This window comes from Collibacillus ludicampi (assembly GCF_023705585.1).
Classification (GTDB): Bacteria; Bacillota; Bacilli; order Tumebacillales; family BOQE01; genus Collibacillus; species Collibacillus ludicampi.
The window spans coordinates 3,073,395-3,097,724 of the sequence record NZ_BOQE01000001.1 but is presented as its reverse complement, the minus strand read 5'-3'; the positions used below and the strand labels follow the sequence as shown (position 1 = coordinate 3,097,724).

At 45.3% G+C, this 24,330-nt stretch carries 28 protein-coding genes; 6 read left to right on the top strand and 22 right to left on the bottom strand.

Going from position 1 to position 24,330, the window contains the following annotated elements:
• Nucleotides 1–64: 64 nt before the first annotated feature.
• The 5 genes from pyrR to DNHGIG_RS15680 all read right to left on the bottom strand — a co-directional run bounded on the left by pyrR (nt 65) and on the right by DNHGIG_RS15680 (nt 3,352).
• Entirely contained in the window at nt 65–604 is a 540-nt protein-coding gene (gene pyrR, locus DNHGIG_RS15700; RefSeq protein WP_439647777.1) for a bifunctional pyr operon transcriptional regulator/uracil phosphoribosyltransferase PyrR, read from the bottom strand.
• A gap of 195 nt (nt 605–799) precedes the next feature.
• Entirely contained in the window at nt 800–1,762 is a 963-nt protein-coding gene (locus DNHGIG_RS15695; protein WP_282201451.1) for an RluA family pseudouridine synthase, read from the bottom strand.
• A gap of 5 nt (nt 1,763–1,767) precedes the next feature.
• Nucleotides 1,768–2,226 (bottom strand): signal peptidase II, encoded by a 459-nt coding sequence (gene lspA, locus DNHGIG_RS15690; RefSeq protein ID WP_282200469.1) that lies wholly within the window; start codon nt 2,224–2,226, stop codon nt 1,768–1,770.
• 65 nt (nt 2,227–2,291) lie between these two features.
• Nucleotides 2,292–3,023, bottom strand: coding sequence for a TraR/DksA C4-type zinc finger protein (locus DNHGIG_RS15685; RefSeq protein ID WP_282200468.1), 732 nt, complete (start codon nt 3,021–3,023; stop codon nt 2,292–2,294).
• A gap of 32 nt (nt 3,024–3,055) precedes the next feature.
• Entirely contained in the window at nt 3,056–3,352 is a 297-nt protein-coding gene (locus DNHGIG_RS15680) for a DUF5665 domain-containing protein (protein WP_282200467.1), read from the bottom strand.
• 148 nt (nt 3,353–3,500) lie between these two features.
• On the opposite strand from DNHGIG_RS15680, the gene DNHGIG_RS15675 reads away from it, so the two are divergent.
• The gene (locus DNHGIG_RS15675; protein ID WP_282200466.1) at nt 3,501–3,680 is read left to right on the top strand and encodes a hypothetical protein; all 180 of its coding nucleotides are present in this window, start codon (nt 3,501–3,503) and stop codon (nt 3,678–3,680) included.
• Between the two features lie 83 nt (nt 3,681–3,763).
• Here the strand turns inward: DNHGIG_RS15675 and DNHGIG_RS15670 are convergent, their stop codons facing one another.
• The 16 genes from DNHGIG_RS15670 to eutL all read right to left on the bottom strand — a co-directional run bounded on the left by DNHGIG_RS15670 (nt 3,764) and on the right by eutL (nt 18,344).
• Nucleotides 3,764–4,291, bottom strand: coding sequence for an MgtC/SapB family protein (locus DNHGIG_RS15670; protein ID WP_282200465.1), 528 nt, complete (start codon nt 4,289–4,291; stop codon nt 3,764–3,766).
• 190 nt (nt 4,292–4,481) lie between these two features.
• Nucleotides 4,482–5,090: an ANTAR domain-containing response regulator gene (locus DNHGIG_RS15665; RefSeq protein WP_282200464.1), complete on the bottom strand. Its 609-nt coding sequence runs from the start codon at nt 5,088–5,090 to the stop codon at nt 4,482–4,484.
• Between the two features lie 2 nt (nt 5,091–5,092).
• Complete coding sequence (locus DNHGIG_RS15660) at nt 5,093–6,529, bottom strand: GAF domain-containing sensor histidine kinase (RefSeq protein ID WP_282200463.1); 1,437 nt, start codon at nt 6,527–6,529, stop codon at nt 5,093–5,095.
• A gap of 198 nt (nt 6,530–6,727) precedes the next feature.
• Complete coding sequence (locus DNHGIG_RS15655) at nt 6,728–8,344, bottom strand: amino acid permease (RefSeq protein ID WP_282200462.1); 1,617 nt, start codon at nt 8,342–8,344, stop codon at nt 6,728–6,730.
• A gap of 305 nt (nt 8,345–8,649) precedes the next feature.
• Nucleotides 8,650–9,570, bottom strand: a complete 921-nt coding sequence (gene eutC, locus DNHGIG_RS15650) for an ethanolamine ammonia-lyase subunit EutC (RefSeq protein ID WP_282200461.1) — start codon at nt 9,568–9,570, stop codon at nt 8,650–8,652.
• A 30-nt stretch (nt 9,571–9,600) separates the two neighbouring features.
• A complete protein-coding gene (locus DNHGIG_RS15645; RefSeq protein ID WP_282200460.1) occupies nt 9,601–10,962 on the bottom strand; it encodes an ethanolamine ammonia-lyase subunit EutB in 1,362 nt (453 codons plus the stop codon).
• Between the two features lie 46 nt (nt 10,963–11,008).
• Nucleotides 11,009–12,466 (bottom strand): ethanolamine ammonia-lyase reactivating factor EutA, encoded by a 1,458-nt coding sequence (locus tag DNHGIG_RS15640; protein ID WP_439647747.1) that lies wholly within the window; start codon nt 12,464–12,466, stop codon nt 11,009–11,011.
• Nucleotides 12,467–12,587: 121 nt separating this feature from the next.
• Nucleotides 12,588–13,034: a EutP/PduV family microcompartment system protein gene (locus DNHGIG_RS15635; protein WP_282200459.1), complete on the bottom strand. Its 447-nt coding sequence runs from the start codon at nt 13,032–13,034 to the stop codon at nt 12,588–12,590.
• Nucleotides 13,035–13,037: 3 nt separating this feature from the next.
• Nucleotides 13,038–13,379, bottom strand: a complete 342-nt coding sequence (locus DNHGIG_RS15630) for a BMC domain-containing protein (RefSeq protein WP_282200458.1) — start codon at nt 13,377–13,379, stop codon at nt 13,038–13,040.
• Between the two features lie 13 nt (nt 13,380–13,392).
• The gene (locus DNHGIG_RS15625) at nt 13,393–13,665 is read right to left on the bottom strand and encodes a EutN/CcmL family microcompartment protein (RefSeq protein ID WP_282200457.1); all 273 of its coding nucleotides are present in this window, start codon (nt 13,663–13,665) and stop codon (nt 13,393–13,395) included.
• A 5-nt stretch (nt 13,666–13,670) separates the two neighbouring features.
• Nucleotides 13,671–14,477, bottom strand: coding sequence for a hypothetical protein (locus DNHGIG_RS15620; RefSeq protein WP_282200456.1), 807 nt, complete (start codon nt 14,475–14,477; stop codon nt 13,671–13,673).
• A gap of 5 nt (nt 14,478–14,482) precedes the next feature.
• Complete coding sequence (gene pduL / locus DNHGIG_RS15615) at nt 14,483–15,271, bottom strand: phosphate propanoyltransferase (protein ID WP_282200455.1); 789 nt, start codon at nt 15,269–15,271, stop codon at nt 14,483–14,485.
• 10 nt (nt 15,272–15,281) lie between these two features.
• Nucleotides 15,282–15,569 (bottom strand): BMC domain-containing protein, encoded by a 288-nt coding sequence (locus DNHGIG_RS15610; protein ID WP_282200454.1) that lies wholly within the window; start codon nt 15,567–15,569, stop codon nt 15,282–15,284.
• 38 nt (nt 15,570–15,607) lie between these two features.
• Entirely contained in the window at nt 15,608–17,080 is a 1,473-nt protein-coding gene (locus tag DNHGIG_RS15605) for an acetaldehyde dehydrogenase (acetylating) (RefSeq protein WP_282200453.1), read from the bottom strand.
• Nucleotides 17,077–17,676, bottom strand: a complete 600-nt coding sequence (locus DNHGIG_RS15600) for a BMC domain-containing protein (protein ID WP_282200452.1) — start codon at nt 17,674–17,676, stop codon at nt 17,077–17,079. The genes DNHGIG_RS15605 and DNHGIG_RS15600 overlap by 4 nt, the downstream gene beginning before the upstream one ends.
• A 20-nt stretch (nt 17,677–17,696) precedes the next feature.
• Nucleotides 17,697–18,344 (bottom strand): ethanolamine utilization microcompartment protein EutL, encoded by a 648-nt coding sequence (gene eutL, locus DNHGIG_RS15595; protein ID WP_282200451.1) that lies wholly within the window; start codon nt 18,342–18,344, stop codon nt 17,697–17,699.
• 462 nt (nt 18,345–18,806) lie between these two features.
• Between eutL and DNHGIG_RS15590 the strand changes: the two genes are divergently transcribed.
• From DNHGIG_RS15590 to DNHGIG_RS15570, 5 genes are all read left to right on the top strand, one after another.
• On the top strand, nt 18,807–19,664 hold the full coding sequence (locus tag DNHGIG_RS15590) for a carbon-nitrogen hydrolase family protein (RefSeq protein WP_282200450.1): 858 nt from the start codon (nt 18,807–18,809) through the stop codon (nt 19,662–19,664).
• Nucleotides 19,665–19,698: 34 nt separating this feature from the next.
• Nucleotides 19,699–20,373, top strand: a complete 675-nt coding sequence (locus DNHGIG_RS15585) for a GNAT family N-acetyltransferase (RefSeq protein WP_282200449.1) — start codon at nt 19,699–19,701, stop codon at nt 20,371–20,373.
• A gap of 17 nt (nt 20,374–20,390) precedes the next feature.
• Nucleotides 20,391–21,062 (top strand): GNAT family N-acetyltransferase, encoded by a 672-nt coding sequence (locus DNHGIG_RS15580; RefSeq protein ID WP_282200448.1) that lies wholly within the window; start codon nt 20,391–20,393, stop codon nt 21,060–21,062.
• 46 nt (nt 21,063–21,108) lie between these two features.
• The gene (locus tag DNHGIG_RS15575) at nt 21,109–21,489 is read left to right on the top strand and encodes a hypothetical protein (RefSeq protein ID WP_282200447.1); all 381 of its coding nucleotides are present in this window, start codon (nt 21,109–21,111) and stop codon (nt 21,487–21,489) included.
• 366 nt (nt 21,490–21,855) lie between these two features.
• Nucleotides 21,856–23,772, top strand: a complete 1,917-nt coding sequence (locus DNHGIG_RS15570) for a sigma-54-dependent Fis family transcriptional regulator (protein WP_282200446.1) — start codon at nt 21,856–21,858, stop codon at nt 23,770–23,772.
• Nucleotides 23,773–23,827: 55 nt separating this feature from the next.
• Here DNHGIG_RS15570 and DNHGIG_RS15565 read toward each other — a convergent pair whose 3' ends face one another.
• Nucleotides 23,828–24,325 (bottom strand): acetone carboxylase subunit gamma, encoded by a 498-nt coding sequence (locus DNHGIG_RS15565; protein WP_282200445.1) that lies wholly within the window; start codon nt 24,323–24,325, stop codon nt 23,828–23,830.
• Nucleotides 24,326–24,330: the final 5 nt, after the last annotated feature.

Here is a 24,330-nt window from a genome sequence, read left to right as displayed (position 1 = left end):
TATATTCGCTGTGAGTCTGCACCCCTTGCGGCCTCTCTGTGCCTTCTTAAAAGGGTTCTAATCGTTAGTTTTTCTCTAACAGTAAGATTTTATCATCCCCATCTACTTCGGAGAGGTGAACGGCCACCACTTCGCTATGTGAAGTCGGCACATTCTTGCCGATGTAATCAGGCCGTATCGGCAGTTCACGATGGCCCCTGTCTACGAGGACAGCCAGTTGAATCCGTTTGGGCCGTCCGATATCTATGAGCGCATCAAGCGCCGCACGCACCGTTCTTCCCGTATACAATACATCGTCTACCAACACGACACATTTGTCCTTGATATCTACCGGAATCGAAGAACCGTAAATTTCCGGCTGTTCAGCACGCGCCTGTAAATCATCTCTGTAGAGGGTGATATCGATCGAACCGACAGGAATTTTCTGGCCCTCAAACTGAAAGATCCGTTCCGCTAATCGTTCAGCCAGATAGATGCCGCGTGTACGAATCCCAACGATGACCAAGTCTTCAACACCTTTATTCTTTTCGACGATTTCATGGGCGATCCGCGTCAACGCGCGACGAATCGCTTCCGCATCAAATAATTGAGTCTTCATTTTCAAGCTCATGATGCCGCCCTCCTACACTCGCGAATCAAAAAAGCCTCTTATCCCGGGAGGGATAAGAGGCGAATGCATGTGACCACACAACCGTTGTGCAGCAAATATAACCATGTCCGCTACCTTACCGACCTCACAGGATCAGTTTAAAAGTACTTATACAACTGTTATAGAGTCTACATTATACATCACAAAGTGTCAAGCCATATCTTTCCGCAACCGTTCAACAAGCGCAAGCATGTCTTCAGGCATCGGCGCTGAAAACTCCAAGTATTCTCCTGTGCGTGGATGAGTGAATCCCAAAACCTGCGCATGCAACGCCTGACCTTCGATTCCCGATAAGGTTCTCTTCGGGCCATATACCGGATCGCCGACGAGAGGATGACCGATAAACTGCATATGTACACGAATCTGATGCGTTCTTCCCGTTTCTAATTTACATTCGAGCAATGTATAACCGTTGAATCGTTCCAGAACATGAAAATGAGTCACCGCATGCCTGCCATCCTTGCGCACAGACATTTCCTTGCGATGTACCGGATGGCGGCCGATCGGTGCGTCGACCGTTCCAAGATCATGGTTGACAACTCCGTGCACCAAGGCGATATATTGCCGTGTAACCGTATGATCTTTCAATTGTCGGCTCAAACTTTGGTGGGCCATGTCATTTTTGGCTGCCATGATCAAACCGGAAGTATCCTTGTCGATACGATGCACGATTCCGGGCCGAAGTTCCCCTCCGATACCCGACAAATCGGTACAATGATACATCAACGCATTCACGAGAGTACCTTTCGTATGACCGGCCGCTGGATGGACGACCATCCCCCTCGGCTTATTCACGACAATCACATCGGCGTCCTCGTAGACAAGATCTAACGGGATGTTTTCCGGTTCGATCCTTGTGTCCTCCGGTTCCGGTATCTCAAGAGAAACGGCATCTCCTGGCCTCAATTTATAGTTCGCCTTGATCGGTCTTCCGTTGACAAGAAGGAGCCCGCCTTCGATATATCCTTGTACCATCGTACGAGATCGATCGACCTTCTCTGCAACCCATTTATCGACCCGTTCCCCTTCGTCCTCCTCCGAAGCGGTCCAGTCATAGGTTTGCCCATCGAGTTCCCGGTCTTCCTCTTCCCATATCATCGTCTCTTCACTCATTACGCTCACCTCTGGGTCGCCTCTTCTTTGCGCCACATGATAAACATATCGATCATCATCAGTACGACGGCAATCACGATCGCCGAATCGGCAATATTAAAAATTGGATAATGAATGATGTGAACATCGATGAAATCGACGACTTCACCGTGTAAGACACGGTCAATCAAATTCCCCACAGCTCCGCCGAGCAATAAGCCGAGTGAGATACGGAGCAGTTTCCTCTCTTTTCCGATGCGACCGGTCGCATACGCGATCGCCGAAATCACGATCACTGTGATGACAACAAATAACCAGCGTTTCCCTTGTAACATGCCAAAAGCCGCTCCCGGGTTACGATGCGACGTCAGGCGCAGCACATCTCCCAGAAGCGGGATCGATTCACCGATTTGCATATACGTTTTCACAAGATATTTGCTGAACTGATCCAGAAGGATAATTAATACTGCGAGTATGTATACCATAACGCCCCCCCGTTTGACTGCTCATATGCGTGCCCATTGTAGCACATACAGGGGATTCGAACAACTTACTCCAGGTTATCTTCTTCGGAATCAAGTCCCATCCAATTTCCTTCCTCCGTCGAATGCCTCGCATTTCGGCGATACGCTTCATTACGCGTGAAACCGGTCGGATTGCCATAAATATCGGCCGTCAAGTACGCTTCCATATCCTCCACATATCCGCGCCTCTCTTCCGCATCAATATAGAGAAGGTCGGGATTTGTCCCGTCTTCGAAGTCAACCGCCGAGTTGGAAGTGCCGTAACGAGCGACATCCTGCCAGGCATCTTCTCCGTCATAAGCCATCTGTTCATGACTCGCTTGATCTAGAAAAGTCCGTCCAAAACCCGGATACAGAAAATTTTCTTCCACAGGCCTGTTTGTTGAGATTTCATGTGCTTCTAAGTCCACCTGGCAAGGAATACAATATTCTGCGGCCGGCTCCGCTTGCAGACGGGAGAAAGGGATTTCCTTACCGCAATGCGCGCAGATCCCGTACGTGTGATTGTTCATGCGTTCAAACGCCCTGTTGATCTTCGCGAGACGCAGGCTATCCGTATCTTTTAACGCCAGATCTTTCCCTCTTTCAAACAGTTCGCTTCCGATATCGGCCGGATGATTATCATACATCGAATGCTCGGTGATGCTGTCTCTCATTGACTCGTCCAATAAGTAATGGTCGATGCGCCGCTCGATCTCTTCTTTCTCGCTCAGAAGTTGTTGCCGCAAATCGTCGATTTGTGCTTCTGTCAAACTCAAAGCACTTCCCTCCCCCAAGTTTCGATACCGATTTAAAAAGTCGGCGTATACAGATGTGCCTGTACGATACGTACAAGGTCAGCGATGAACCGTCCGATATAAGGAAGATTGTAGACAGCAAGTTTTTGTAATAGGTACAGAAGGACCGTCGCCAAAACTGTAAATCCGATTCCAATACCTACACCTCGTGCTAACCCGCCGAGAAAATTTAAATAAATAATCCTATGAGGTCGCTGCAGAAGCTGAACATAATCTCCGAAATTGAGTTTTTCCAAGTAAACGGCGATGCGTTCCATTCTTTTATATACTTGTTCATCCTGTTCAGCCATGCGCTCCCCTCCTTTGCCAATAGTGTGTCCGCTGCCCACCTGAATATGCGGAAGGTCATTCATAAAAAGTTCAGACAATCAGTCCCCACAAGGTTGTCTGAGTCGTGTATCATGAGTAACAGTGGGAAGATGAAAGGGGTTCTTATTCGTGCGGCGACATTCATTACGCTCTTTGGCATCAATACTCATTTGGATCGGGGCAGTCGAGATCGCAGCTTGTTTCTTGGCGAAGATGTTGTTTCATTTTACGGCGTTTCAAGCATATAATCCGATTTTTTTTGCGGCCATTCTCGTTGGAATCGTTCTCCTCGTGCTGGTACGCATATAAACAGGCTCGCATGGATATACGAGCCTGTTCTCTTCACATTCAACACAGATCCTATCGAATGATGCACCATCTGCATGACTTTATCACATAGGCAACTTTTCATTTTCTTCATTGATGTTTTTTCTCTGGTTACGTCTCGTTCTTACAAGAGTCCTCTTCTCTAGATATAAACCGACTCTTGCTAAAGCGAATGTGATGACAACCGCAAAGATTACAACCCCGTAAAATCCCGCTCCAATTCCGATACCCACTCCGCCTGCAAAAAAGATCATCGCTGCGGAAGTTAAACCTTTGACTTTTAAACCGTCTTTCAAGATAACTCCTGCTCCCAAAAAACCCAACCCGGATACAATTTGTGCGGCAAGTCGCATCGGATCCATCTGAGTTCCGCTATTCGGCTTACTGTACCATTCCGCGCTATAAATCGAAACGATCGTAATCAATGCGCATGCGACAGACACATAGGTGTAAGTCTTCAACCCGGCGGGTTTGTTTTTGAAAGACCGATCCAAGCCGATAAATAGTCCCAATAAACCGCTGACCAAAAGCCTTATGTAGATTTCAGTGTGTGTGATCATATATCCATTGTAAGAAAAATGCAGGGAATCCATTTGCTTCTCACTCCAGTACGTTCTAAATGTATTCATTCAGTATACATCGGTTTCTTAGGTTTTTTCGTTTCATTTGGAACATTATACAATGAATCAGCTTGGATCCCCAAAAGTAGCGACAGAGAAAAAAGCGCCTGAAAGACTAAAGTGAATTAGTCAATGAGACGCCTATGACTTCATTTTTGTTTTTTTAACGTAAATTCAGTGATGAAACGCGTCGAGAATCGAGTTGACGATGCTTGATTACATACTCGGCCACTTCCTTCATTGACGTTCTGTTTGTCATACAATAAGAACGAATTTTTTTATAAGCATCCTCTTCGGGAATTTTGTAAATTTCCATAAGAATTCCCTTCGCCTTCTCAACCAATTTTCGCGTTTCCATTTTGTATTCCAGCTCTTGAATATTGCCTAATAAGGCCTTTATCCTTTCGGATTGACCGAGAGCAACTTCAACTGCAGGGATTAAGTCTTGTTCTGAAATTGGTTTCACAAGATATCCTACAACATTCGCGTTCCTTGCTTCTTTGATTAAATCCGTTTCACTGTATGCCGTCAGCAGTAAAACCGGGATTTTAAACGATTGCTGAATGATCTTGCTCGCTTTAATCCCGTTCATCTTGGGCATCTTGACATCCATGACAATAAGGTCGGGACGATGCAACGCCGCCAATTCAATGGCCAATTCACCCGTGTTGGCTTCAGCCACTACATCGTATCCGGCCTCTATCAGCATTTCTTTTATATCCATACGAAGAATCGATTCATCATCAACCACCATGATCCGTGCTTTGCTCATCTTCATTCCTCCTCTTTCAAGGGAAATATGACATGGGCTGTCGTACCTTGCATCACGTTCTGTTCAATTGTGAATGTACCTGCAAGATCATAATGCGTTAAATTCTTCACGATCCCTAATCCCAATTGATCGGTTTTGGGCACTTCTTTTATGCCGACTCCATCGTCTTCAACTAGGAGATGGATCATCCCTTCCATGTGGTAATAACGAACCGTAATCCGTCCGGCTTCGCGACCGGTGAAAGCATGTTTTAAACAATTTTGGATCAATTCAGTCAAAATAAGAGCTAATGAAACAGCCTGATGGGAGTCTAATGGAATCGGCTCGGTTTCCAACTTGATTTGCACATCGGACTCTTGTCCGGGAAAATTGTAGCTAATCAGTTTCGAAATTTTATTGATTATTTCATCCATATGAACCTTTTCAATTCCGCTATAGGAAAGTACTTCATGAACGGTAGCTATGCTCATGATGCGATTAAGACTTTCTTGATAGGAAAGTTTAGCTTCCTCGCTTGCACCACGTCTCATTTGCAATCGAAGTAAACTCGCCACCGTTTGCAAATTGTTTTTTACTCGATGGTGAATTTCTTTGATCACAGCCGATTTGACCATCAACTGCCGTTCTTTATAACGAAGATCCGTAATATCCCGAAGATTGATCAAAATGCGGCTCGTATCATCATTCTTTCTTTTCAAACAAATGGATCGAAGAATGAAAATTTTCTCTAAATAATTAACCTCCCTTTGAACAAATCCATCATGGGAATAATCGCTGTCCTTTACAAACGGTAAAGCTTCTTGAATTCGATAATTAATGTAATTATCTGTTTTTAATTGACCGTAGCCTTCGATGAGCCCAATCGCATAATTATTGGCATACAATATACTTCCATCCTGATCTAAAAAGACCAGGGCTTCCTCAAGAATATCGGGAATGATCCGTTCTTTGGTTATAAAATCCCAGAAAGTGCGATAGAATTCCTCTGTTGTTTCGGAAAGGATTGCCAACTCATTTTCCCTTTTCACTTGTAATGTGACATCCTGTTCTAGGATTAATAATCCTATGGTCTTGCCGGACTGGTTTTTGATCGGTATTACATTTTGTTTCACATGCTGGCCTTCGTGAGTGATCGCTCGATGTGCCATCGTAGGTTTTCCCGTTCTATATGCACGAAAAACAGCAGGTTCATAAGGTTCATATATTTTCTTTCCTACAACTGCAGTCTTATATAATGAATGGATGGTAGCAGGAACCGCTTCCGCAACAACGATCATCGTTTCCCCGTCCCGTTGCGGGCAATCGATAAAAACGTTCGCTTGCGCCAGATCGGCGATCGTTTGGAGCATATGGCTCTTATCAACAATCAGTCGAATATCCTCTTTCGAAAGAGAAGTATAGGTATGACAAAGATCGTAAATTTGCGACATATTTTCCATATACATAACCCCTTTAAACCTGAAGAAAAGAAAAAAGGCCCGTCAACAAGAATGTTGATAGGCGCCATTGCCTATGATACGAATTTTTTGTAAATTCATTATACGGAATCACCGCTTCTTTGTAAAGGGTTTTCTTCACACGCATACCGTCGCTTTCATCATAAACATCTTCATTCGTCAACGGTATTCTTTCATCTTTTAATTCTTGTAGTCTCGTTGCAAATTCTCTCCGGAAACGCGTTTTCCATTTTTGATTCTTTCATACACTTCTTTATATGTTCCAAGATGGGGGCCGGAAAATTCCTTTCTGACTCTTAAGAGAAACCAAATGCTAAGAATGAGCAATACGGTAAGAAAAGTTTTTCCCGTCGCATAATGAAGAGTATAATTCTCCGTCAATTGAACATCACTCGGTGCAATTACGAATAACACGGAAACGAATCCGATCCAAATGACAGCAAGGACGTTCACTAATGGGCTCCATTTTCCAAGATTCCACGGGCCATCGTCATCCTCTGTCCAAGCCCCTTTGAACTGAGCGAGCAATTTTAGGAACAATGGAATCCCGTACGATCCGTACAAGCCAATCACGCTAATCGAAGTAACGACCGCGTACACATTATCCGCCAATGCGCAAACAAATGCAAGGATGACACTTAACCAGATTGCGCTCGCAGGCGTCCTGAATTTCTCACTCACCTTCGACCATAAACCGGATAAAGGCATGCCCATATCACGCGAGAATGCATAGATCATTCGTGAAATAGACGTGACTGAAGATAAGCCGCAAAACCACATCGCGATGGTAACCATCCAGAGAACCGCCTTGCCAAACGTGCCACCCATCGCTTGTTGAATCGCTGTGATAAAACCGTCATTCCCTGCTGCGGCAACAGCAGCCGGATCTTTGATAGAAAGGGTGACTAAAGCAATCATAAGATAGCCAAAAATACTGGACACCGCTACCGATAGATAAACACCCCAAGGGGAACGTACGCGCGGATCGATCGTCTCTTCGCTCGTGTGAGCGGACGCATCGTATCCGGTGTATGTCCATTGCGCTTGCAGCAACCCCACTAAAAAGGCAAACCAATAAGGGGTTCCGTTCTGTGCCGCTGTCGAAAAACCCGTTTTAAACAAATAGGACACATCTTGATCAGGCCCAAAATAAAGGAGTGCACCGATGAGAATGGCGACGCCGACGATATGATAGATGGCAGAAACGTCATTGAGCTTTGCTACGACTTTTATTCCCACGTGGTTAAGAATGGCATGACTAAGCAAGATGATCGCATACACGGTCAAGAGTTGCACCTTTGTCGGTTCACCGAAGAGCAAATTCGCCGCAAATGTTGTACAGCCGAAATCGATTCCCGCTACGATTGTGATCTGACCGATCATATTAAACCAAGCAGCATACCAGCCCCAAGAAGGACCGCCAAGAATCGACGCCCAGTGATAAATAGCGCCTGACGTAGGAATAGCCGATGCCAATTCTGCCATCGAAGCGGCCACAAGCAAGACAAAAATCGTGACAAGGGGCCATCCTAACCCCATAACTGCCGGTCCGCCCTGATTAAATCCGAATCCGTAGAGCGTCACTGCACCCGTAAGAATGGAAATGATCGAGAATGAAATGGCGAAATTCGAGAATCCCCCCATATCTCTGAGTAATTCCTGTTTATACCCAAAAGATGATAGATCATCCGCAATCTTTCTTGATCTGCGGGAGTGTATAATGCTCTTGTTTGCCTTATATCCAATTGAAAACATCACGGCGACCGCAATAACCAACAGAAGTATTCCAATCCCCATTTCGATAAGCCCCCTTACTCGAATTCACAAGAAATACATTACTTACTTGTTGTTCCAACATCTTTTGGGATTACCCTTTAGAGATCCGCTGACATAATTTTCAATATCACCCCTTTAAACAAAAAGATGCCTTGAAACAGGACGTATTCCTGAATCATAGGCATCTTTGCCTAGCGCTATTAACTTATCATCGTGTAAGAAACGAACGTAAAGAAATTAAATAATCGGAAAAAGAGAAATAATCTATCACTTTATATTAATACTATACAATGAATTCGTAATATTCTCAAGTATAATTCTAGAAACTACATGACGAGATTGACACCGCTCGCTTTTTGTTCCAGCATCTTTTTCAGTATCGTTCCGATATGCGCACCCGCTTCAATCGGGGGTGTGCCTCCTTTGTGAATATTTGAAATCACGGTTCTTTGCGATTCCACGACCCCTTTACGAGGACGATAACACATATAAGCGCTCATCGAATTCGCGGTCACCAATCCAGGACGCTCCCCGATCAGAAGAACGAGAACGTCCGGTTGCAGAATTTCACCGATATGATCCATACACGCGACTCTACCTCCTTTGACAAAAAAGGGCGTACCGATATCTAACCCATGCATGCGCAAGGAATCGAGTAGAGCCGGGAATACATCGGGCAAATTGGCATCGACTGCATTGGCGCTGAGTCCGTCAGAGACGACAATTTGAACCTGCGGATTCATTTTACATTTTTCTTTAATCAGGGCGACTGCTTCGTCCGTTAGAATCCTCCCCATATCCGGACGCTTCAGATAATTTTCGGTATTCCCATAAGTGGTTTCGACTGTGAACAAGTCAAACTCATCCAAAACTCGCTGACTGACTTCACCATAAACAGCGTCCACCGCTGCCGCATGATCACATCTAAATTGCAACATGGTTTTGGTCAGAGGACGAGTTCCTGTCCGCCAAACCCCGATCCTCGCCGGAGTACTCGCTACTAATTCTGCTAAACCTTCTTTCCACTTTGGACGTGGAATCGATGGCTCACTCTTTTTTATATCTTCCACATGACCTATTAATTCAACATTCTCAAGATGATCATGAAGCGATTCATCGACGAATGTTTGCTGAGACTCGCATGGGGTCACTTGCACAGACTGATTTTGCGGTGATTGTGAAACTAATTTTTTTTGTAATTCCGCCATCACTTTATCCACAAGCGTTTCTAACAGGGTGATGTTCATACTGTCACCTCCTCTGACTCTTGATTCCGATTACATAAAAATCGATGGGTCGCCGGCAATTTCGGTCAGTTTGCCGTTTTCCATGATTCCCATTCTCTCCAGCCATTTCTCGAACTCGGGCGCGGGACGTAACCCAAATACTTCACGCAGTGTTGCGATGTCGTGGAAACTCAGCGATTGATAGTTCAACATACAGTCATCAGCCATAGCGACACCGATCACGTAATTGACTCCCGCAGCAGCGAGAAGTACCCCGAGGTTTTCCATATCGTTTTGATCGGCTTTCATATGGTTTGTGTAACAAACATCGACACCCATCGGTAAACCATGCAACTTTCCCATAAAGTGATCTTCCAATCCGGCGCGGATCACCTCTTTACTGTCGTACAGGTATTCTGGACCAATAAATCCTACGACCGTATTGACGATAAATGGTTGATATTTTCTCGCTAAACCATAACAACGTGATTCAAGTGTCACTTGATCAATTCCAAAATGTGCTTCGGAGGACAATTCAGATCCCTGACCGGTTTCAAAATACCAAAAGTTTGGCCCTGCTGAAGTACCTTCCTTACGTATAAGTTCTGTAGCTTCATCCAACAATGAAACATCAATCCCAAACGCCTTATTCCCTAATTCTGTCCCCGCGATACTTTGGAATATCATGTCTGCTGGAGCCCCTTGACGGATCGCCCGCATCTGTGTGGTAACATGTGCGAGCACACAGTTTTGAGTAGGGATTTGCCACTTATCCATGACTTCCTTGGTAGCAACGAGAATATCTTTCACACTATCCGTTGTATCGATGACAGGATTGATACCGATCACCGCATCACCGATACCGTAACTCAACGCTTCATATAATGCGGCCTTAATCCCCGGTATACTGTCTGTAGGATGGTTCGGTTGCGCTCTTGCGGCAAGTACTCCCTTTTGACCGATCGTAATATTGCAATGCGTTTGGTTTTGAATCTTGGCTGCAGCGGTGATCAAGTCCAAATTGGACATCAATTTGGTGACAGCAGCGATCATTTCACTGGTAAGTCCTCGGCTTAACCATTTGATCTCACGTAACCCCACTTGATGACTGAGGATATACTCCCGAAGTTCTGCCACACTCCAGTTTTTTATTCGGGAGTAGACTTTTTCATTGACGCCTTCTTCAATCACTAGCGAAACTTCATCCTCTTCCGGTGGTAACAGCGGATTGTTTCGTATCTCCGCTAATGTCAAATCGGCTAATACCTGTTTGGCTGCGATCCTTTCCCGCGAGTCTTCAGCTGCGATTCCGGCCAACTGATCCCCCGATTTTTCCTCATTCGCCTTGGCCATCACTTCTTTGAGATCGCGAAACTGATATGTTTTTCCTAATACCGTTGCGCGTTTAAACATGTGTATCACCTCCTGAGTGTTCATCAAAAAGGCTTCATTCGAAGGACTAAAAGGCGAGTGTTTTGATGACAACGGGGATCATCGTATCGGATATGGGTTCTCCGAGATCAATGTAATCTCCGTGTTCAACGCGGATCTGATCGATACAAATCACGTGAGGGTTTCCCTGACAACGAATCGATAAAGATTGTCCTAATGCTTTTGCCATATCATTTTCGGTAATTACGACCATTAATCGGCTTTCCGAAAACCTTTTCTTATAATGGAATGTCAGTTCATCTGCCAAAGTTTGCAGCGAACGGTAGGAACAGTATGTCAACCCGTGCAATGCGAGCGCAAAAGGGGGTGATGAAAATGGGTCAAAGAGGCGAGCACCTGTATCCATAATCCCTTCAATCTTTTGTTTGATACGATCTATCGCGGACATTTCACTCCCGTCAAGCTCAAGTTTGAGAACGGGCAAATTGCGAATCGGCAAAAGAGAATGATTGATATAAACGGTTGAACCGCTGATTTCCGTACTCTGCATCCCTGCACCGATGACCGTAGCGCGTACCGTTTGTTCCGGCGGAATCACTTGAAAGGGATAATGGAGTGAAACCTCTTTCAACGAATGCGCCAGAAGGGGCCCGAAATCTCCATGTACTGCCACTTCTTGAAGTGAAGAGGGTGCCTGTTCCAACATGAGTTGACCAACTCCGCCCGAAATTATAATCTCATCAATCGTCGGGATTTTTTCGAGCGGCTGACCCACAAACAGATGAGCCAAAGCCTCTTCTTTCCCTCCCCCTTTCAGGTACGAGAGGAGAGTATGAGCCAATTCCACGGTAATTTCTTTCAATTCTTCGTATGTGATCAACTGTCCCTTTTCAATCTTCCAACCTTTTTCCGTTAACCAACGATTCAGATGTGGAGATACATAATGAATCTCCCCTCGCGGATCAAGACTGATCAGCCGTCCACCGATATGAAAAGTGACTGTCCCGATCACTTTTCCTCGTTGGAAAAGAGCGATATTGGCTGTCCCCCCGCCGATATCTATATTAGCGATCACACCCCTGATTTTCTTGGAACGGGACTCGGCACCCGAACCTTTTCCAGCAAGCACCCCTTCAAGATCCGCACCCGCTGTAGCAACAACGAAATCCCCGGAACGTTCTGCTAAGAGATGAACAATCTGTTGAGCATTTCTTTTGGTTGCTGTTTCACCTGTAATAATGACCGCTCCCGACTTGATGTCCGACATCTGTAAGCCCGCTTTCTCGTACTCCTTCTGCAAAATACGAGACACTTGTTCCGTATCGATTTCTTCTCGATTGATGAGAGGGGTCGAATAAATGGGACTCGCATAAAGTAAATGCCGTTCAACGATCTGATAACGCGGTAATGAGATCGTACTCGACACCCGTCCCAAGCGCAATCGGCTGACGATAAACTTGGTCGTACTCGTCCCCAAATCGATCCCTACGCTTGTAATCCATTGTTCATCCACCTTGTTCACCACGCAAAAGCAAAGACACCTGATTCGTCGCGGGTTCATCACGATTCCCATCTACTTCAAAAGCGCCTTTGCTTTGATTTCATATGCACTTTTCGTTCAGATTTCAACTGTGCAAGCAAATTGATTATGAGGAAGATACTATTTGCATCAGATTTGTATATAATGCATGAATTCCCTCTTTTGTGAAAGATGAGGTGATAAAGATCTTCGCATCCCCGATCGATTCTCGAAGGAATCCGATTGCCCTTGAAACATTCGCATGTGGATGGTCAGCTTTCGTGATGACTCCAATGACAGGGATAGGAAATCCTTGGGCAAATCCAGGGGGAAAATAATTGCGTTCTCGTGTCGCATCATGCACCATGAGCAATACTTTCGCTTCCAAGGCGGTTGCCATCAAACTTCGATAATATAATGGATTTTCCGTGTACTCACCTGGAGTATCAATCAACCAATCATGAAATTCCAATGCTTGTGTTTTTCGTGCCGGTTGATCATTGTTGAACAGAGCCTTGACCAAAGACGATTTTCCTGCACCTACAGCACCGATTATCATAGCTCTCTTCTTCATTTGTTAAGACCTCGTCAATATCGCTGGGGCGAATTTTAATTTTTCGCTTAAAAATTGATTCACCGCGTGAATAGCAATATCGACGGCGGATACGTCACCTACAATGATCAATGAACCGGTAAAACGGTCTAAGAAACCCAACTGCACTTCTGCAGCTTTCGTGGCGATATCTGCGGCAATAATAGATGTTTCTGTCGGTGTCAATGTCAATATCCCAATCGCGCCTGCTTCCTGAATTCCTAGTTTCGTATAAAGGATGGGATCAGGGTTTGCAATCACGTGTGCCAAAGTCACTTGTTTACCGGGGACATACTCTTGAATGACCCTCTGGAGCTCTTGTTCCATGTATCCCCCTCCTTTATACGTCTTCTGCTATCTCAAACGAATCGACAATCCCCACGATCACCGCATCAACAGGGGACGTTTGACCGAATACATAGCGGGCAGGAGAGCCCCTGGATATAATGACTCGCTCTCCCACTCCCGCGCCGATTCGATCGGCGGCAATGATCGTGTTACCGTTCTCGACTCCCTTCCAGTCGATGGGTTGCACAATCAGGAGTTTGATATGTTCCATCCCTGTTTCTTTTTGGGTAGCCCATACGCTCCCTATTACCTTGCCTATGAACATCTCGCTCACCCTTTTGCGATATACTGAACGGTTATCCCCATCTCTCTTAACAGATCCTGAGCCAAAGGAGATATGATCGTACCTTTTTGGATCGAGATTTGTTGATGAGGGAAACGGGACTGTGACATGATCCAATCGGATGTGAGCAATTTTCCTGAAAAGAAAATGGGCTCCTCCTGAACCGGCTCCGCCTCCCCTCCCATCGGTTGCGCCTGTTTCTTTCCTTTGAGTCGTTGTATAACCGCATCGGCCAAATCCTTTTGCGGCCTAAACTCAATCCCCAATTCCTTCATTTCCTCGATTTGTTTCAGAAAGAGTTTGTGATAAGGGGCAGTGAGTGATAACGTTCTTAAACACCGTCGGTCCGATCGCTTGAGACCAGGGATATCTTCCCCGATGATGACAAACTTTTCTAAAAGAAGAGCGGAAAAGATGATTTCCGCTTTTATCGTGCCTTTCATCCCTGTGACGACGCGAGCCGCGTTATCTAGATCAATTTCCGGTATAACGATCCCATCATATTCTTTCGGCAATTCGAGTGGAGCTGGGGCATATTCGTCTGTCGCGATGACCTTCCCTGCTCCACCGCATTCAATACGATGCATCCCCAACCAGGAAGATGTTTCTCCGTCCAGAAAAAGGATATCATGACAAATTCCATGATTGCTCAGTTTTATAAATTGTTCATAAAAAGGCTCATGCGCTGTGCTATCACAGAATATATAGAGCACTTTGGGAAGGGCCAGTTTGTCAATTGGCATGTTTTTTAATAGTTCACGCGTGATGGACTCAATCAACTCTCTCATTTCCATATTCGTCACCTCCTTGACCAAGAGAGGAGTACCCCGTTTTTTCCAAGTACTTTTACCGTGTCTCCTGTTTTCAAGGCAGCCGCATTCGCTTCATCAAGATCGATATGGAAATCGAGAACAAAATTTGGATGTACCCGCACGATTACATCCGGAAAGATCACCGGCCGATCTCCCATCGCCTGTAAAATCAAACTGTCTCCATCTTGAACTTGGAATGTTTCGGCTTCCTCAGGAGACATATGAACATGTGATTTGGCGATGATCACACCCTTTGCTAGGGTGGCAAACCCTTTCGGACCGATCAATGTAATTCCTGGAGTTCCTTCGATTGAACCAGATAATCGCACTGGTGGATGGATACCTAATTGAAAGCCATCCGTTTTTGAGATTTCCACTTGACTGGCTCCCCTTGCCGGACCAAGGACTCTTACCCCATGAATGATCCCTTTAGGACCTACAAGGGTCAATTGCTCTTTCGCGGCAAACTGTCCAGGCTGGGAAAGATTCTTAAGGGGTGTCAACTCATATCCTTGTCCAAAAAGTCTTTCCACATCTTCTGGCGATAAGTGAATATGGCGATTGGATACACCCACAGGAATTGTCAAATCAGGGGCGACAAGTGCATTTGTTTGCTCCATTACTTCCTTGTTGTTCACTCGTTTCAATGGAATGCCTCTCCCCTTTAAAAAATCGACTGCAGATGGGGTAATTTTATCTTCCTCTTGGAGAGGGAAAGGATTGGGAATGCCATCTTTGATCATGGCCCTTAAACTTGCTTCCGTGATCAAGGCCATATGCTACACATTATCCTTCCAGTTTCGGCAATATCAGTTCAATGTCGCTATGCGGACGCGGAATGACGTGGATGGAAACGAGTTCGCCCACTTTTTCAGCAGCTGCTGCTCCCGCGTCAACAGATGCTTTGACAGCTCCGACATCCCCACGTACCATAACGGTTACCAATCCCCCGCCGACATGCACCTTACCGATCAACTTTACGTTTGCAGCCTTCGCCATCGCATCTGCTGCCTCAATTGCGCCAACCAAACCTTTTGTTTCAATCATTCCCAATGCGGACATTTCTCCTGCCATTGTATAAACCTCCTATTTATTGTAATTTATTTAAAATACTAAGTTTTTAATTCAGCAAGTACGTTTTTGATGATTTCCATTACCTCATCTCTGCTGATGAGAGGTTGTTCTTGTGTTGCAACCGGCGGATGCTTCATGTTTGTTTTTTCGTCGATCCGTTGCATCTCGCGAATACCAAACGCAACTCGTTTGATATTAAGCAGGTGCTGCGGACCGATATTGTCCGAGGTGACATTGTTACCGAAGGAACCGCATCCGAGAGTAAGTGAAGGCTGGATTCCTGTCGTCGCACCGATTCCGCCGAATGTTGTACCTGAATTGACCACAATGCGTGAAGCCGGTTTTTCCACGGCGAATGCTTCTATCACTTGTTCATCGTTACTGTGTATACCCAATGTATGCCCCAGACCACCCAATTCAAGTAAACGGATACTCAATTCGCAGCCTTCTTTCCAATCTTGAACGGTATAGAAAGCGAGAATCGTTGACAGTTTTTCCACAGAAAACGGATATTCTTTTCCGACACCCGTTTCTTCTGCGACGAGGACTTTCACCTCTTGAGGAACTGAAATTCCCGCCATTTCTGCAATCGCTTGCGGTGATTTTCCTACGATTTTTGCATTTAGGGATCCGTTCACCATGAGAATGGCGCCCACTTTTTCTTTTTCGCTCCTATTTAAGAAATAGGCACCTTGTCTCTTCAACTCGGCAATCACTTGATCTTTGATCGCTTGATCAGCGATGATCGCTTGTTCTGAAGCACAGATGGTACCGTAGTCAAATGTTTTACTTGATAGTATATGGCGCACCGCCTCAGAGAGATTTGCGCTCGGGTGTATATAAACAGGAACGTTTCCAGGTCCTACACCGAAGGCGGGTTTGCCCGAGCTGTAAGCCGCCTTCACCATCGCCGTGCCGCCTGTAGCCAAGATCACGTCCGTGAGCTTGTGTTTCATCAATTCATTCGTTGCCGCTAAAGTCGGCTGTGTAATGCAATGAATCAGACCTTTCGGTGCACCTCCCCTTTCGGCGGCAATTTGCAACAATCTTGCAGCTTCCAACGTGCAATGAGCTGCCGACGGATGTGGACTGAAAACAATTGCATTTCTCGCTTTAATAGCAATGAGGGATTTGAAAATCACTGTCGAAGTCGGATTGGTGGAAGGTACGATCCCGGCAACAACGCCGACCGGTTGTGCCACTTCCCACACTTTCTTCTCTTCATCTTTGCGGATGATTCCGACCGTTTTCATGTCTTTGATCGCTTCGTACACATTTTTGGCAGCGAATAGATTTTTCTCTGTTTTGTCGGCAACATTCCCGAAACCGGTTTCTTCGACCGCCATCGATGCCAATCGAGGCGCTTCTTCACATGCTGCCACCATCATGCTCTCGACAATTTTGTCGATTTGGCTTTGACTCATTCTTTCGAGTAATTTTTGCGCTTCTTTCGCTTCTTGCAAGTAATTCCGAACTTCCTGTATCGATTGAAGGTCTTTGTCTACGATCATGTATTTTCTTCACCTCTCTCTTTTTCTGTTTCTATCAACAATCGGATCAACTCTTCTTTTTTCGCCGAGTTTATTTCTTCCGCCGAGAGAGGGAACCCCTTGCATGAAAGCGCCATCTTTCGCAGTTCGGAAATCGACTTCCGCTTCCATTCGCTGGGTGCCTCCGCATCCACCGATACACTTCCATCTGTTTCCGCCGATCCCATCGTCCACTCCGCCCCTTCAGACGGGCTTGTCACTGCCATCGGTTCTTTGGCTTCAGTCGATTGTTGAGTATGCTGACGTTGCTCGCCGCTACATCCTGTCTTTGAACGGAGCAGACGAGCCATCATTTTTTGAACGTTTTGGTCAGGTCTTGCAATCACATGGGAACGTAAAAGCCGACCGACTCTTTGGGCTTCTGCCTCCCCCACCGACACAGCAGCCTGAACGGATGCTACATCCCCTATGATGTAAACGGTGACGATTCCCGCATCAGCCTTCTCATATGTCATGATCGTGACATCTGCAGCTTTGGCGGCGGCATCGGCAGCGGCTATCAGTGCAGGTACACCAAGGGTCTCAATCATTCCCAGAGCGAAACCTGTTACATTCACCAGAAATCATCCTTCCTTTATCATCTCCTCGGATCTTGCGCCACGCTTCTGACTGCTTCCGCAAATGCTGCAGCAGCCGCCGTGCAAGCGGATTGACTACCAGTCAAAAGTCCTCCGCCAAAGTTCGTCTCTGTTGGCGGCCCGTAAAACTGTTGGATCTTCACATCAGCCGCTTTAAGTGCCGCATCCAAGCCATAGACCGCTTCCAAGGGAGGCGCTATGAGATATGCCAGAGGTTCCCCTTCGCGAATCCCTGCGACTTTGGAGAGGTAGGTGCCCGTTCTCGAGATCACATGGGAGTAATACGCATGGGTTCCATCTTCATTCAGTGCATAAAAACAGGCTCCATTTTCCATGAGGGCGATCGCGGCATCCATCCCGCTTTTCACTTCTGCCGGATTTTCTCCGCCAAGAATCCCTATGAATTCCCCGGACAGAGGACCTGAAGCGTGTGCAGAACCTGCGTAGAAGGATTTCGCGTATACCACTTCAACCGATGCTTTTTTCGTCGCTTCATCGACCGCCGTGTATCCGACATCATCGATCGTGGATGTGAGTAAACCCAAGCTGCGAATGTGGGACGGCAAATTTAATTTTTCCGCCAATCCCGGATCGACATTAGGGATCAGACGCGTGGCCAATGGGATTGCGCGGATCGGTTTCAACATGATCGTTATCACCTCGCTTACAACAAAAAAGGTGCCTCAATGCAGGATTGCTCCTACATTCAAGGCACCTTTGCCTATTACTATTCATTTTTTGATCTAATGATTACTTCATTGCATGCGTATAAAATTTTCTTTTGTTATTTTGTTTATACTATACATTGAATTTAGATAATTTTCAAGCCCTTACGCAAGTACTTCATTCAAAAAGATGCGGTCCATCTGTTTAAAGGCTCCGCATCCTTGAAAATTCTTTGTTTTGCAAAGTTACCGCTTGCCTAAAACAGCAACAGAAGTGTTTACAGCTTGTGGATACTCCATGAATAATCAAGTATGCACTTGCTCTAAGGGATGATATGTCTAATAATAACGTTATCGTTCATTTCACTCGTTTTCATAATTTTTATCATAACATATAGAGAGAATAGAAAAATATTTCAAGACTCGTAATAAAAGGAGGAGCTTATGAAACTGAGAGTCTCAGCGGTCCAATATCATCTTCATACAATACAATCCTTTGACGAATTTGCCAAACAAGTGGAACATTATATTAAAACTGCAGAAGAATTTGGTGCTGATTTTATCCTGTTCCCTGAATTCTTTACCACCCAATTGATGTCGATTGGGAATGATCAAGGACAACCATTGACCATCCAAGACCTACCTGATTTTACAGAACAATATCGGTCTTTATTTACGAATTTTGCTAAGCAAACAAAGATGCATATTATTGGGGGAACCCATGTCATCCGTAAAGGTGACCGATTATACAACGTCGCTCATTTGTTCTATCCGGATGGAAGAATCGCTGAACAGCCGAAGCTTCATATTACACCAACGGAAGTTAAGGAATGGAAAATGACTCCTGGTGAAAGCCTGCAGGTGTTCGAGACTGACAAGGGAACAATCGCCATATTAACCTGCTATGACATAGAATTTCCAGAAATCGTTCGTATGGCGAAGGCTAAAGGGGCTGATGTAATATTCTGTCCTTCTTGTACCGATGATCGCCATGGGTTTCACCGAGTACGTTATACGAGTCACGCAAGAGCGGTAGAAAATCAAGTATATGTGGTGACTACAGGTACCGTGGGTTCTCTTCCAACCGTTGATTTTATGCGGGCAAATTTCGGTCAAGCGGCTGTCATTACACCAAACGATATTCCGTTCCCTCCCCGCGGCATCTTGGCAGAAGGGGAAATTAATGACGATATGATTGTTACCGCTGATCTGGATTTAGAACTGTTATATCAGGTTCGTAAAAGTGGTTCCGTCACCACGTGGCGTGATCGGCGTACCGATCTCTATCCGGATTGGAAATAAGGAGAGCTTAGAGTCTCGAATAGGAGGCGGAAGAATGTATAGAAAGGAGTTTTACGTTTTTGATCAGGATCAGCCTGTCCCGGCGGTGATTCGAAATTATAAAGAAAGTGACTTTCCTGGTTTAATTCGTATACAACAGGAATGTTTTCCTCCCCCATTCCCGTCTGAGTTATGGTGGAACACGGAACAATTGAACAACCATGTTACTTTATTCCCGGAGGGGGCCTTATGTGTTGAGGTGAATGGTGAACTCGCGGGATCAATGACCGGCCTTCTTGTTGACTTTGATCCCAATCATCCGGAACACACTTGGGAAGAGATCACGGATCACGGGTATATTCGTAACCACAATCCAAACGGGAATACGCTTTATGTCGTCGATATTAGCGTTCGTCCCTCCTATCGAAAATTAGGGTTGGGAAAATGGCTGATGTTTTCCATGTATGACGTCGTTGTTCACAAGGGATTGGAACGATTGTTAGGCGGAGGAAGAATGCCTGGCTATCACAAAAAAGCGAAAGAGATGACGGCAGAGCAATACCTTGAAGCTGTAGTAAAAGGTGAATTGAAGGACCCTGTTATCACCTTCCTGCTTCGCTGTGGACGTATCCCCGTTAAAGTGGTGCCTAATTATTTAGAGGATGAAGAATCGTGTAATTATGGGACACTTATGGAATGGAAAAATCCTTTTTACTCATCAAAATCTTGAAATGGAGAATGATGAAGATGGAATATCGCAGAATTACGAGTATTCAAGATCCTTTGTTTAAAAAAATGCACCAATTGATGCAAGACGTATTCCCTCCGGAAGAAGTATTAGAGTTCGATCTTTGGAAAGAGCCTCTGGAAGATCCGGGAATTCGTGTGTTTGTTGCTGTTCACGAAGGGAATGTAGTCGGTGCGACGGAGTACCGCTATTATGAAGATTTTAATGTGGCAATGACAGATTTTACGATCATTGGCCAAGCTGGACTTGGTATTGGTCGATTTTTAGCGCAAAAGAGGTTGGATGATTTAAATTCCTTGGCCGCGGCAAATGGAAAGCAATTATTTGGTATGTTTGCTGAAATCTATGATCCTTATCGAGTAGAGCATTATCATTTTGGCGGGATCAAACCCATGGATCCCTATGTTCGTCGTGAGGTATTGTCTCACCTTGGTTATAAGCGTCTTGATTTCCCTTATGTTCACCCGTCCTGGAACAATGATGGAGAGGCCGTAACGGGACTCGATCTTTGTTTTCTTCCAATGGACGAAAACGTCAATGAAGTACAAACAGATCTTATCGTGAAGTTTTTGAGACGTTATTATTCGGTTTTATCGAACAAACCAAAGTCTTGGTATGAAATGATTGAAAATCTGGAAGCGAAAGATACGGTAGCGTTATTGCCCATTTAAAACTCATTTTTGCATTGGAAGAGGTCAAGAATCAAGAGGTGAAACGATGAGTTTAGCTAAGAAGCTTTTTATAAAGAGTGGGTATCGATTGACCGTGGTGAATGCTCCTGCCCATTTTACGTTGCCACTCAACGAACTTACAGATCAAGTGGAAGTTTCAGACGAATTGGACGGAATTTTTGATTTTGTGTTGGCTTTTGCACACTCCCAAGAAGAATTAATATCTTTTGTACCAAAGATACTTCCCCATCTTAAGGAAGACGCAACTTTTTGGGTAGCGTACCCAAAGAAAAGTTCAAAGATAAAGTCAGATCTTAGCCGTGACCAGGGATGGGAGGTTCTTAAAGAAGCTGGGTATGAAGGTGTTTCACTCATATCTATAGACGAAACCTGGTCTGCCATGAGATTCCGTAAACCAAAGAAATGAAAGAACACATGGAGGAAACTTGTTACGTCGTTTTTATAATAAGACGATGAAATGTAGTCTGAGTTCATTTGGTTGAGACAAGCCCTATAATGCCAATTGAAACTAAGAATTGTATTGTATCGACGGCACCCCATTCGGTCTCATGCAATTTGGCCCATACTGTTTCACACGGTGGGCCATTTTCTTATCTTTCAGTCGGACTGCTGGTACCTCTCAATCCGATTTCGTAAAAGATTACAATAAAAAATGGTTCGATGCATGTTTAAAACAGAATATTCAGTAGTACATACACCCCTCCTTTCGCCGTCATCCTTTCTTTGATATAATACAAAATAGTATTAATTTTCTATTCACTGGAGGGATGGTATGATAGCTATTCGTTCAACCAGTGACATCCAAAAGAAAATGAAAGAGTTGGAAACCAAGTGGAAGAGCTTTGTAATAGAAAAACGCGATCCGGATCAAATGAGAATGAATGTTTACGAATCGTGGAAACGCTGTTTGACTTACGGAGTTAACCCCAGACAAAAACAAGCCAACATTGTTCTTTCGAATGATCAGTTGGTCGAATGGGCGAAGAAATCGAAGTTGTATCAGATTTCCTTGCCGATCCTGCAACAATTAGCCGATCAGATCTACGATACTGGACACATAATTACCCTCTGTGACAGCAAAGGTAAAATTATTTATTTGCAGGGGGATCCTAAAATCCTGCAGAAAGCCGAGCTTATGAACTTCGTGCCCGGTGCCGACTGGAGCGAGGAATCGGCCGGTACAAACGCGATCGGAACTTGTATTGCCATACAGCAGCCGATCCAGATTTTTTCTTATGAACATTTCTGTGAAGGATGCCATCCCTGGATCTGTTCATCCGCTCCGATTCAGGATCCGTTCACCGGACAACTTTTGGGAGTGGTCGATCTGACAGGTCCTTCTGATCTAGCTCAGCCGCACACATTGGGTATCGCAACGGTCACCGCGTCGGTCATCCAGCAGCACTATCGGGAAATTTCACTGAAAACGCTCCATCATTTACGAACCCACTTTATCCAAGCGATCAATCAGTGGAAAACCGATCCCGTTATCGTATTGGATTCCGCCCTTCAAATCGTGAATGCCACTTCCAGTGCATTATCTCTGTTTCAAACCAACAATTTTAGTCAATTCTGGTCACTTTCCGGACTTGAAGTTCTGAAAGATGCCCTTCTCAACAATAACGGTGAAGAAGAAGAAATCTATTTGCCTTTGTACCAAACAAAAATTACGGTGCAAAACATAGTGATCGACTCAGAACGAATCGGTTTTCTCCTTCACCTCCAACGATCGGCTCAGCATCGCTCTCCCGTGTCACGCTCCAGCAATAGTTGGTCAGACATCATCGGTGCAACAAAAGCGGTAAAAGACATGATATACAAGAGCCAAATGGTAGCCCCCACGAATGTGCCGGTATTGCTCACAGGGGAAAGTGGAACCGGCAAAGAAATGTTCGCGAAAGCGATCCACCGCGCCAGTCTGCGGCACCGCGGCCCTTTTCTAGCGATCAACTGCGGCGCCATACCGAAGGAACTGATGGCGAGCGAACTGTTTGGTTATGTTCCGGGCACGTTTACAGGAGCGAATTCCAAAGGTAAGGCGGGGAAATTTGAAGACGCGAACGGCGGAACACTGTTTCTCGATGAAATCGGGGAGATGCCGCTTGACTTGCAGGTATTCCTCTTGCGCGTTCTACAGGAAAAAGAGGTGGTTCGCCTCGGATCCTCCAAGCCCATTCCTGTTGACGTCCGCATCATTGCGGCCACCAATCAAAATTTGATAAAGCTGATCGAAGAGGGGAAGTTTCGCTCCGATCTTTATTACCGGCTCAATGTCGTCGAATTGCATTTGCCTCCATTACGGGAGCGGAAAGAGGATATCCCTTTGTTATGCGACCACTTTATTCGAAGGTTCGCAACAAAATACGAAAAACCGGTGACAGCAGCCGACGAAGAGGTGTTGTCGTTTTTCCTGGACTATCATTGGCCGGGTAACTTGAGAGAGATGGAAAACGTGATCGAACATGCTGTCTTGTTTACGAACGGGGAACGGATTCAAATGTCTGATTTGCCCCACTCCGTGTCGCCCGCTGTCCCGAAAGAGAAAGAATCCCCTTTGGAATTGGAAGAGAAACGTATACTGGAGCAACTGATTCAGGAAACGAACGGCAATTTGTCTGAAGTGGCGAGACGCTGCAATATCGCCCGTACCACATTGTACCGAAAAATGCAAAAATACAAATTGAGGTAGGGCTCTCGATGTAGCCCTACCTTTTTGCATCACAAATCAGTTGCTCGACCGCGAGTTACGGCTGCGGAACGGGACGACCCAACCACTCCTCATAAAAAGCGTCGATGTCGGGTTCGAAATCCTTGATCACCGGATACCACGGGGTGACGTTTTCCACTTCTAACTGCGTAGCGCATGATGGACAGTAGTACTCACGAATTACCTGCCATTCCGGGTCTGGTGCCAGTAGTTTTGGATACAATTCTTCCATCTTCTCTTCCGTATCTCTGACGTAAATTAACGCGTGCAGTTTCCAATTGTCACGGTAGTCGCAAAATTCGTGTCCGCAATCGCATTTGACAATCCGGTCGCCGTTTTTCTTTTGCACGATGTAGAGATGAAGGCCGGCGGGGAGCAGAATTTGATCATCCCAAGGCACCCTTTCCTGCAAGATGCTCAGATATGTGTCAAACCGCTCAGGATCTTTGAAGCTCGAGAGCATTTCCTTCAGTTTAAAGAAATCTATAGTGCCGTCAATCAATTCTTCAATCGTTTTTTTGTCATATTTTGCCATGATTC